Origin of the sequence: Fibrobacter sp. (genome assembly GCA_012523595.1) — a bacterium.
In the GTDB taxonomy this organism is placed as follows: Bacteria; Fibrobacterota; Chitinivibrionia; order Chitinivibrionales; family Chitinispirillaceae; genus JAAYIG01.
The window spans coordinates 18,954-29,867 of the sequence record JAAYIG010000183.1; the positions used below are offsets into that span (position 1 = coordinate 18,954).

Below are 10,914 nucleotides of genomic sequence, written 5' to 3' on the forward strand. Positions count from 1 at the left end.
CGATTGCATTGAAGAATGCCTGAATAACTTTTCCTGTAAAAATTCTGATGAGCAGATCTTTCCGAAAAACTCTCTTTCTGTTTTTCCTGGTTTTGTCAGGTTATTATTCCGTTCATTCTGCTACAAGATGGAGCACAAATCACATAATTCCTGATGCGGATCTGCTCGAGGGCGGAAAGTATATAGTTGAAGCCCATACCTATCTTTTCAGCGACAGTTCACTGAACTTTTCCTTCAAGACGGCCGGAATGTTTACTCTGGGGCTCATAGAATGGGTAAATCTTGAAGCAGGGTATACCGGAGGATTCAATCTCGGAATAAAGGCCAGAGTTTTAGGGGAGACAAAGCCCTGGATGCCATCGCTGGCAATCGGTGTAAGAAATATCTTTTCCCATAAAGAGGCATACTATTACGATATCGCACCTGATTCATTGAAAAGTGAGCTGTATCTGGCTCTTGGCAAGGGATTCGATTTTATGAGGGTCCGTTTTCATGGCGGGTTTATGTCGATTCCGGGAAATGATAAGGAGATATTCAACCCTTTTGTGGGAGTGGAGTCATATCTGGGCAGGGGAGTCTACCTGACACTCGAGGCTCACCTCAGGGACCGGATTTTCCATCCTTCCGCTTTTCTGAACTGGAGATTTTTCAAAAGCAGTATTGAGCTTTCAGCCGGAGCGGTTGATATCACCGGGATGTTTGCAAGTAAGAAACCTATTGACACTACCGGATCTCACAATGCTTCTTATGTGAAACCGGGTGTATGGATAGGGCTTAAGTTCCAGGGAAGTCTTCTCAGTAAAGGGAAAATCGATGGTTTTACCAGTATAGAGGAGCGGCTGGAAAAACAGAACAGAAAGATAGAATTACTTAGCAGTAAGATCGACAGCCTCCAAAGGGTAATTTCGACAAGCAGTTCCAGAATTGAAAGCACCAACAGGGCTGTTTCGGCTATTCTTGACAGTAGTATTGACGGGCAGGGTCAGATAGGCTTTCTCGCCTTGCAGAAGATAATTGTCCTGAAAGATCTATATTCTCAGGAGTTTTTCGAACCGGAACAGGCAAAGAGTGTCATACAGGAACTGGTCGGGTACAAAGAAGAAGTGCTTCCTGCGCTGGGTAAAATAGCGCAGGACAGCAATGAAGACCTGAAGGTTCGTACTTTGGCAATTTCAATAATGGGGGAGACCGGATCAAAAGCAGCGGCTGACACTCTGATAAAAATACTTTCGCAGGCACATACCCCTGAGATGAAGATAGAGTGTCTTATTGCCCTGGGGAAGTTAAAAGAGGCCAGAGCCGTTTCTCTGATACAGGAATTGTCAAATGACACAAACGATGCTGTTTCCTATACTGCTAATGAGGTCCTTCAGAAGCTGGAAAAAGATTCGGGCCGCCCGCTCATAAAAACCGAAACCTCTGATGAAGAGCCGGCGATTTCGGTGCCCGAAGAGAAGACTGTTTCAGGTGTTAAGGAGAACGGTGTGGATAAGGAAAAAAACACCTCTCCGGATGTAAAGCAATCTCAACCTCGCCCGGTTTCGGCTCCCGCAGATTCATCAGTACAGAAAGTCACAGGTGCAGTTTTTGACAGCCTGAAGGCGCCTGCCCCTCAATCAAAGCCGGACACTCTCAAGCAGTAAGCTGCCTGTTTATTTCATATCTTATATCTTACGTTTTGCTTAGTTGCCAGTGGGAGAGTTAACAATTATTTTAATACTCTTTTTTTTAACGGTTCAGAAACGCGGGCTGCGGGTATCTAATCGTGATAATCGGTTCAAAAAATCCTCGTAAATTCACTCTGTTGTTGATTTCTGTATCCCTTTTAAATTCTAGGAGGCGTTATGAATGAAACGTATTTGTGGGCGGCTTTGGGCTGTGGTGCCATTGCCTTGTTGTATGCCTGGTTCAAAGCTGCATGGGTAAATAAGCAGGACCCGGGCACTGAGAAAATGAGAGAGATTGGTAAAGCAGTCAGAGAAGGCGCTATGGCTTTCCTGTCACGTGAATACAAGGTAATATCGATTTTTGTAGTAGTTGTGGCTATTCTTCTGGCTGTAGCCTACACCGGTTGGGTTAGATTTACGGCAGCAGCTTTTGTTTTTGGTGCGTTCTGCTCGGCTCTGGCCGGCTTTTTCGGAATGAGGGTCGCGACAGCGGCGAATATGAGAACAACCAATGCTGCACGCCGGGGACTTCCTCAGGCCCTTGCTGTGGCCTTTGCTGGTGGTTCTGTTATGGGAATGTGTGTGGTTGGTCTGGGTCTGCTTGGACTGTCACTTTCTTTAATTGTTTTTATTAAGCTGGTACCCAATGCCACCGATGTGGCTGTAATCAAGTCGACAGTATTGCCCATAGTAACAGGTTTCTCTCTGGGCGCAAGCTCCATTGCACTCTTTGCCCGCGTTGGCGGTGGAATCTACACAAAGGGTGCTGATGTCGGTGCTGACCTGGTTGGTAAAGTGGAAGCTGGTATTCCGGAAGATGATCCCAGAAACCCGGCAACAATTGCCGACAATGTTGGAGACAATGTTGGTGACGTGGCAGGTATGGGTGCAGATCTTTTCGAATCCTATATAGGTGCAATCATCGGTACAATGGTTCTTGGTGCAGCTATTGGAAATCTGAATCTTGTTGCACTTCCACTGGCGCTCTCAGGTCTTGGGATTCTTCTTTCGATTCTGGGCACTTTCTTTGTAAAGACAAAGGAAGGCGGAAACCCGCAGGCTGCTCTTAACACCGGATCATTCGGTGCGGCTATTGCCATGGCAATAGCATCCTTTTTTGTGATCAAATATCTCTCTCCTGCTACTTTTACTATTGGCGGAGTTACCTATCAGTCTGTTGGAATATTCTGGGCAACAATCGGCGGCCTTATTGCAGGTGTGGCGATTGGAATGTTAGCAGAGTACTACACTGCTGAATCAAAAGGCCCGGCACGTAAAATTGCCGAAGCATCTACTACCGGTCCTGGCACAAATATCATCGCTGGTTTGTCAAATGGTATGGTTTCAACTGCATTGCCGATTCTTTTCCTCGGTGCCGCTATTCTTCTTTCCTATCAGCTTGCTGGTATGTACGGAGTAGCGATTTCTGCGGTAGGTATGCTTGCCACAACCGGTATCCAACTGGCGGTTGATGCTTATGGTCCGATAAGTGATAATGCCGGTGGTCTGGCTGAAATGGCCGAACTGGAGAAAGAGGTCCGCAAAAGGACTGATAAACTTGACGCTGTGGGAAACACGACCGCTGCTATCGGAAAGGGTTTCGCGATCGGCTCAGCCGCTCTTACAGCTCTTGCTCTGTTTGCCGCTTACAGGGAAACCGTAAACATCTCTTCTATTGACATCACAGATCCCTCTGTAACAGTAGGATTGCTCTTGGGTGCCATGTATCCATTCCTTTTTTCATCATTTGCGATGGGGGCTGTCGGTAAAGCCGCTTTCGCCATGATCGGTGAAGTCCGCCGTCAGTTCAAAGAGATTCCCGGACTTCTGGAAGGGAAAGGCCGTGCTGAGTACGCAAAATGTGTTGACATTGCTACAGCGGCAGCTATCAAACAGATGATTGTTCCTGGTTTGATGACAGTTGCGATTCCGATCGTAATTGGTTTCATCCCTGAGATCGGTCCCCAAATGCTTGGTGGTCTTCTGGCCGGAGCTACTGCCTCAGGTGTGATGATGGCGCTGTTTATGGCAAATGCCGGTGGTTCATGGGACAATGCCAAGAAGCATATCGAAGGTGGTGCATTTGGCGGTAAAGGTTCTGAGGCTCACAAGGCAGCGGTTATCGGTGATACAGTTGGTGATCCTTTCAAGGACACTGCCGGTCCGTCACTTAATATCCTTATCAAGCTGCTTAGCATCGTTTCGCTGACTATCGCTCCGCTCATTATGATTAAGTAATAAGCGGTATCGCTTGAAAGTTGGAGCATTGGACAAAGCGTGAGGCGCTGATGTCCAATGCTTTTTTTATCAGTTACCTGTACAAAGTCCACTGTTTTCCTGCTCTCCGGATTTCTGTAATTTTATTTACATTCGCTTTGTTGTAAGTTAAGCAGTCATTGATGTCATTAGTGTTTATAATGGTGATAATCCCGTTTAAATAAACTATTTCAGAGAAGAAAATAAAGTCATGAAATATAGGCTTTTACTTGATAAAAGAATTCAAATTCGTTATTTTAATCCTTCATCTTAGATACAGATAAACACTGCAGTGTATATGCAGCAGGAGCTCTGTTGAAGATTGAGTCGAGGGCAATCTGATAATTTCTTCGTTTAAACTGCATAAGAGCACGATTCGGGAGGAGTGTATATGGCTATTACTTTACGGAGTGCGACAACGACACAGGGACGCAGGATGGCTGGAGCACGCAGCTTATGGCGCGCCAATGGGATGAAAGAGGAACAGATCGGGAAACCGGTTATCGCTATTGTTAACTCCTTTACCCAATTTGTACCTGGCCACGTCCATCTCCATGAAATCGGGCAGTATGTAAAGAGTGTGATTGAAAGCAAGGGGTGTTTCGCCGCAGAGTTCAATACTATCGCTATCGATGACGGCATAGCCATGGGGCATGATGGGATGCTATACTCTTTGCCGTCACGGGAGCTGATCGCTGACAGTGTGGAATACATGTGCAATGCGCACAAGGCCGATGCGATGATCTGCATTTCCAACTGTGACAAGATCACTCCTGGAATGCTTATTGCCGCAATGCGTCTTAATATCCCGGCTGTTTTTGTCTCCGGTGGGCCCATGGAGGCTGGTGTTCTCAAAGGAAAGAAATACGACCTTATAGATGCAATGGTGATGGCAGCAGATGATTCTGTTTCGGATAAGGAAATAGAGGAACTGGAAAAAACAGCTTGTCCCACCTGCGGGTCATGTTCGGGGATGTTTACAGCTAACTCGATGAACTGTCTGACCGAGGCTCTTGGTTATGCTCTTCCAGGAAACGGTACGATCCTCTCTACACATAAAAACAGGATCAAATTGTTTGAAAGAGCTGCAAATAAAATCGTAGAGATCACCAAGGCTTACTACGAAAATGGAGACACATCTGTTCTTCCGCTCTCCATTGCTACAAAACAGAATTTCCTGAATGCAATGTCATTCGATATCGCAATGGGTGGGTCCACCAACACAGTTTTGCATCTGCTTGCTGTCGCTCAGTCTGCCGGTGTGGACTTTTCAATATCAGATATAGACGCACTTTCCCGCAGGATTCCTGTCCTCTGTAAAGTTGCTCCGAGTTCACATTACCATATCGAAGATGTCAACCGCGCTGGTGGGGTTATGTCGATAATGGGTGAACTTGCTGCGGCGGGATTGATTGATGTCTCAACGAAACGTGTCGACGGGGTACTTAAGGATGTGCTTGAATCCTACAACCTGATGAGTGATAAATGTACTGATGAAGCTGAATCCATCTACAGAAGTGCTCCCGGAGGAATCGGAAGAAATCTGAAACTTGGATCACAGGATTCCAATTACGAGGAACTGGACAAGGATCGCACGAACGGATGTATCAGGGACTGTGCTCATCCTTACAACCGTGATGGCGGACTGGCTGTTCTTTTCGGCAATATTGCCTCTAACGGATGTGTTGTCAAGACTGCCGGAGTTGATGAATCCATCTTTAAATTCAGCGGAAAGGCCCGTGTTTACGATTCACAGGAAGAGGCTTGCGAGGGTATCCTTAACGAGGTAGAATCCGGTGATGTAATAGTGATCCGTTACGAGGGTCCAAAGGGCGGGCCAGGGATGCAGGAGATGCTCTATCCCACATCTTACATAAAATCAAGACATCTCGGGAAAGAATGTGCTCTCATTACCGATGGCCGTTTTTCCGGAGGGACATCGGGACTCTCGATTGGACATATCTCTCCTGAAGCAGCATCAGGAGGTGAGATTGCCCTGATCCGCAACGGGGATATCATCGACATCGATATTCCTGCCAGAACAATAAATGTCAGGATTTCCAAAGAAGAGCTTGAAAACAGGCGTAAAGCTGAGGAGGCAAAGGGAGAGAATGCTTTCAAGCCTCAGAACCGTAACCGTCCTATTTCTCAGGCTCTTAAAGCCTATGCACTCTTTGCAGCATCGGCAGACAAAGGTGCAGTGAGGATTCTTCCCGGAGAAGCAAAGTGAAAGATGGGCCAAAAAAGCTCTTTGAGGACTGTCTGAGCCGTTATCCGCAGTTGGAGAGGTGCTGGGGGAGCCTGGTCACTGCCTTCAATGCTATTTGTGAATGCTACCGTAATGGCGGAAAGCTACTGACCTGTGGCAATGGAGGCAGCGCATCTGATGCAGAACATATTGCAGGTGAACTGATGAAAAAATTCCGCATCAGGCGTGATGTCGGCGAAGATGTGAAAAAAAAGCTTTTTGATCTTGGGTATTCAGATGCGGAATACATCTCTTCTCATCTGGAAAGGACCCTTCCTGCGATTTCGCTTGTGAGCCAGACCGCTCTTATCACAGCGGTTGTAAATGATACTGCCGGGGATATGATCTATGCCCAGCAGGTTTTTGGTTATGGCGAAGCAGGTGATATTCTCTGGGTGCTGAGCTGTTCAGGGAATTCTCCGAACATCCTGAATGCGGTCAAAGTGGCCAGAATGCTTGATATGGTGGTTATAGGATTTACTGGAGAGAGCGGCGGGGCTCTTGCTCCGCTCTGCCAGATTCCGGTCTGTTTTCCATCAAGTGTGACTGCCTGCATCCAGGAGATGCATCTTCCGGCTTATCATCTTCTTTGTGCCATGGTGGAAGAGGAGTTCTTCGGAGTCTGAATATCTTTGATTTTCGCGGGCTTCCTCTGTTTTCGCTGTGGCAAAAACCCTGATCTGAATATATTTTCCTATTCTATATTATTTGATTTGCACCCTCAGGCAGTCATTGTGACCCTGATTTATAAGAGATTGTATCGTATATCAGAATAAAGGAATTTACTGTGGCTGATTTTCAAATGTCAACGATGGAGAAGACGGATCTGAAAGACGAAACCGAAGGAACTCATCCTTACAGGACACACAATTGCGGTGAACTGCGCCGTAAAGATATTGGAACATTTGTACGGTTGAGCGGCTGGATCCATAATCGTCGTGACCATGGGGGAGTGCTTTTTATCGACCTGCGTGATCATTATGGAATCACCCAGGTTGTGATCTATCCCGACAGGGAATTTCAGAAAAAAATCAGCCATCTTGCAAAAGAAACTGTGATCCGGTTTGACGGGGTGCTTGCTGAGAGATCAGCAGAGAATATCAATTCTAAACTTCCTACAGGTGAAGTGGAGGTTGTCGCCCGGGATTACGAGATACTGGGTTCATGCGATATTGTTCCTGTAAATGTGTTTCCTGAGGACCCGGTTCCCGAGGATCTGCGCCTTCAGTACCGGTTTCTTGACCTGCGCAGAAACAGGCTGCACCAGAATATTGTTCTCCGTTCAAAGGTGATTGCCCATATCCGCAAAAGAATGTGGGAACTTGGGTTTGATGAGTTCCAGACTCCGATTCTTACGAGTTCATCTCCTGAGGGAGCGCGTGATTTCCTTGTCCCATCAAGATTGCATCCCGGAAAGTTTTATGCCCTGCCTCAGGCTCCTCAGCAGTTCAAACAGCTTCTGATGGTTGCCGGTTTTGACCGTTATTTTCAGATTGCTCCATGTTTTCGCGATGAGGATGCCAGGGCTGACCGTTCTCCGGGAGAATTTTATCAGCTTGACATAGAGATGGCTTTTGTCGACCAGGAGGAAGTCTTTGCTGTTGTAGAGGATGTTCTTTACAGTGTTTTCAGCACGTTCTCTGACTGGAAAATGGATAAACCGCAATTCAGAAGAATCCCTTACAGGGAAGCCATGCTTAAGTACGGTACAGACAAACCAGATCTTCGTAACCCGCTTGAGATTCAGGATGTTTCCGGGATTTTTTCCGGTTCAGGATTCAAGGTTTTCAGTTCAATTGTGGCCAATGGCGGGGTGGTCAGGGCGATTACGGTTAAAAATGGTGCTTCACAGTCCAGAGCCTTTTTCGATCGCATGGTTGAGTTTGCCCAGTCAGTGGGATCGCAGGGGCTGGCTTATCTTGTCTGGAGTGATGCGGGTGTTAAAGGACCCATTGCCAAATTTCTGGACCAGGGTAAATTTGATGAGCTTGCGGCTCAGCTCGGTGCACAGGCGGGAGATGTGGCTTTCTTTATCTGCAACGATATAAAACGGGCTGAGAAGATAGCCGGAGAGATAAGAACAAAGCTGGGTGAAGAACTTGACTTGATCGAAAAAAAGACATTCCGGTTCTGCTGGATAACCGATTTTCCCATGTATGAGTACAACGAAGAACACAAGAAAATTGAGTTTTCCCATAATCCTTTCTCGATGCCTCAGGGTGGGTTGGAGGCTCTGGAGACAAAGGATCCCCTTGACATACTGGCATTTCAGTACGATATCGTCTGCAATGGTATTGAATTGTCAAGCGGAGCTATCAGAAATCACCGCCCAGAGGTGATGTACAAGGCATTTGAAATAGCTGGTTACAGCAGAGAAGATGTGGATAAGAAGTTCTCCGGGATGATAAATGCGTTCCGCTACGGGGCTCCTCCTCATGGCGGTATCGCTCCTGGAATCGATCGCATAATAATGCTTCTTACCGATGAACCCAATATCAGGGAGGTAATAGCATTTCCCATGAATCAGAAGGCTCAGGATCTGATGATGAACGCGCCATCTGAGGTCAACCCGGAGCAATTAAGAGATCTGAGTATAAGAACCATCAAGCTGACTCAGGGAAGCTGATGTCCTCTTTTATGAATGCGTGGTGCCGGTGTTTCGCCAGAATCCTCTTCTGGATACCGGTACTTCTGTTTTCTGTACAGGCGATGTTTTTCATCCCCATGGATGATTCCCAGACAGATCATCTAAAAGCCTACGGTATTGTTTACAAAATTCTCGATTCCGGTCACAAAGTATACTGGCTTCTCAATTACAGGGGCGGCTCATTTGCCGCTGAGGCACCTCAGCAGTTCGAACTCCAGGCGCGTATGGCTGGAGTGGAGGTGAAAAATATCACCGCAGATCTGTGGAGTAAAATACAGGATGATATCCAGAATAATAACATGGAAAAGGTGATCCTTGAGAAGGCACCCAAAATCGCGGTTTACACTCCTCCGGGGAAACTGCCCTGGGATGATGCGGTGACACTTGCTCTGACATACGCTGAAATCAAATACGATAAAATCTACGACAAGGAAGTATTAACTGGAAAACTTTCCGGTTACGACTGGCTGCATCTTCACCATGAGGACTTTACAGGACAGTACAGCAAGTTCTACCGTGGATTTGCCACTGCTACATGGTATCAGCGGCAGAAACTTGAACTTGAACGTCTGGCATCAAGCCTGGGCTTTTCCAAAGTGAGTGAATGTAAAAAGGCTGTGGCACTGGCGATAAGGCAGTTTGTAGAAAAGGGGGGCTTTCTTTTTGCAATGTGCAGCGCGACTAACACCCTCGAGATCGCACTTTCAGCCCTTGGAACAGATATAGTGGGGAGTGTTTACGACGGAGATGGGATAGATCCTCAGTACCGGCAGAAGCTCAATTTTGATAATTGCATGGCATTCGAGAATTTTCAGATTCAGACTGATCCGCTTGCTTCCTATTTCGGCAACATCGATGTAAATCTTGTAAATACCCCGATGCGCAGAGAAGCACAGGACTTTACCCTTTTTGAATTCAGCGCCAAACTCGACCCGGTACCTACAATGCTTGTTCAGTGTCACCGTCCTACAATCAAAGGTTTTCATGGGTTGCTGACATCCTTTAACCGCAATGTAATCAAGAAGAGTGTTATTGTGCTTGCGGATATACCGGGTACAGAGATGGTGAATTATATCCATGGTGTTGTGGGGAAGGGACAGTTTGCCTACCTTGGCGGACACGATCCTGAAGACTACAACCATGCGGTGGGGGATAAGCCCACTATGCTTGAGCTGCATAAAAATTCTCCCGGCTACCGTTTGATCCTCAATAATGTTCTTTTCCCGGCTGCTGAGAAGAAGGAGAAGAAGACCTGAGTGGTCAGGGAAGATATGATTGCAGTAGAACAAATCCTGAACAGTCATCCCGATGAAAAATAAAAAAGCGGTTTTCTCCTGGTGTCTTTACGATTGGGCAAACTCTGCTTTTGCTCTTTCAGTGATGGCCGGTTTTTTCCCGGTTTTCTTCAAAAGCTACTGGTGCTCCGGAGTGGATCCTACTGTGTCCACTGCCCGTCTGGGATTTGCAAATGCTGTTGCAGGCCTCCTGGTTGCAATACTTTCGCCTTTTCTGGGTGCGCTCGCAGATGCAGGGAGGGCGAAAAAGAGGTTTCTTGGTACTTTTGTGGTGCTTGGGGTGAGTGCGACCGGAGCGCTTTTCATGATTGGACAGGGCAATTGGGCACCGGCTCTTGCAGTCTTTGTAATTGCCAGTGTGGGATTCAACTGTGCCAACCTTTTCTATGATTCCCTCCTTATCGATGTTACCGAGAGAGAACAGATGGACATGGTATCCTCTATGGGTTATTCATTTGGTTATCTGGGCTGCGGCCTCCTTTTCCTTCTAAATGTATTTATGGTGCAGAAACCGGCATTTTTCGGGCTTGCCGGGATGGTGGAGGCTGTAAAGGTATCTTTCCTGATGGCATCGGTGTGGTGGATGCTCTTTTCGGTACCCATGTTTATGTATGTAAAGGAGCCAATGTTTGCCGGAGTGCGGGGAATCTCCGGAATTATCCTGGAGAGTTTAAAGAGACTCCGTGCTACATCTGTAAAGATCGTGAAAAACAAACCTCTGCTTCTGTTTCTGGTGGCATACTGGATGTACATTGACGGGGTGCATACATTTGTACTGATGGCTGTAGATTTCGGGATGGC

General features: G+C 46.8%; 7 protein-coding genes. All 7 read left to right on the plus strand.

Annotation, left to right across the window (positions count from 1 at the left end; genetic code table 11):
• The first annotated feature begins 47 nt into the window (after window positions 1-47).
• A complete protein-coding gene (locus GX089_12230) occupies window positions 48-1,643 on the plus strand; it encodes a HEAT repeat domain-containing protein (protein NLP03256.1) in 1,596 nt (531 codons plus the stop codon).
• Window positions 1,644-1,844: 201 nt separating this feature from the next.
• Window positions 1,845-3,905, plus strand: coding sequence for a sodium-translocating pyrophosphatase (locus GX089_12235; GenBank protein ID NLP03257.1), 2,061 nt, complete (start codon window positions 1,845-1,847; stop codon window positions 3,903-3,905).
• Window positions 3,906-4,314: 409 nt separating this feature from the next.
• The gene (gene ilvD, locus GX089_12240) at window positions 4,315-6,153 is read left to right on the plus strand and encodes a dihydroxy-acid dehydratase (GenBank protein ID NLP03258.1); all 1,839 of its coding nucleotides are present in this window, start codon (window positions 4,315-4,317) and stop codon (window positions 6,151-6,153) included.
• 32 nt (window positions 6,154-6,185) lie between these two features.
• On the plus strand, window positions 6,186-6,797 hold the full coding sequence (locus GX089_12245; protein NLP03259.1) for an SIS domain-containing protein: 612 nt from the start codon (window positions 6,186-6,188) through the stop codon (window positions 6,795-6,797).
• A gap of 185 nt (window positions 6,798-6,982) precedes the next feature.
• Window positions 6,983-8,797, plus strand: coding sequence for an aspartate--tRNA ligase (gene aspS / locus GX089_12250; protein NLP03260.1), 1,815 nt, complete (start codon window positions 6,983-6,985; stop codon window positions 8,795-8,797).
• 11 nt (window positions 8,798-8,808) lie between these two features.
• A complete protein-coding gene (locus GX089_12255; protein NLP03261.1) occupies window positions 8,809-10,074 on the plus strand; it encodes an asparagine synthetase B in 1,266 nt (421 codons plus the stop codon).
• Window positions 10,075-10,126: 52 nt separating this feature from the next.
• A partial coding sequence (locus tag GX089_12260) for an MFS transporter (protein ID NLP03262.1) occupies window positions 10,127-10,914 on the plus strand: 788 nt, incomplete at its 3' end.

What these genes read in the sequence shown, in the direction of transcription:
- GX089_12230 (NLP03256.1), top strand. Translation starts at nt 48, where the DNA reads ATGAGCAGATCTTTCCGAAAAACTCTCTTTCTGTTTTTCCTGGTTTTG.
- GX089_12235 (NLP03257.1), top strand. Translation starts at nt 1,845, where the DNA reads ATGAATGAAACGTATTTGTGGGCGGCTTTGGGCTGTGGTGCCATTGCC.
- ilvD (NLP03258.1), top strand. Translation starts at nt 4,315, where the DNA reads ATGGCTATTACTTTACGGAGTGCGACAACGACACAGGGACGCAGGATG.
- aspS (NLP03260.1), top strand. Translation starts at nt 6,983, where the DNA reads ATGGAGAAGACGGATCTGAAAGACGAAACCGAAGGAACTCATCCTTAC.
- GX089_12255 (NLP03261.1), top strand. Translation starts at nt 8,809, where the DNA reads ATGAATGCGTGGTGCCGGTGTTTCGCCAGAATCCTCTTCTGGATACCG.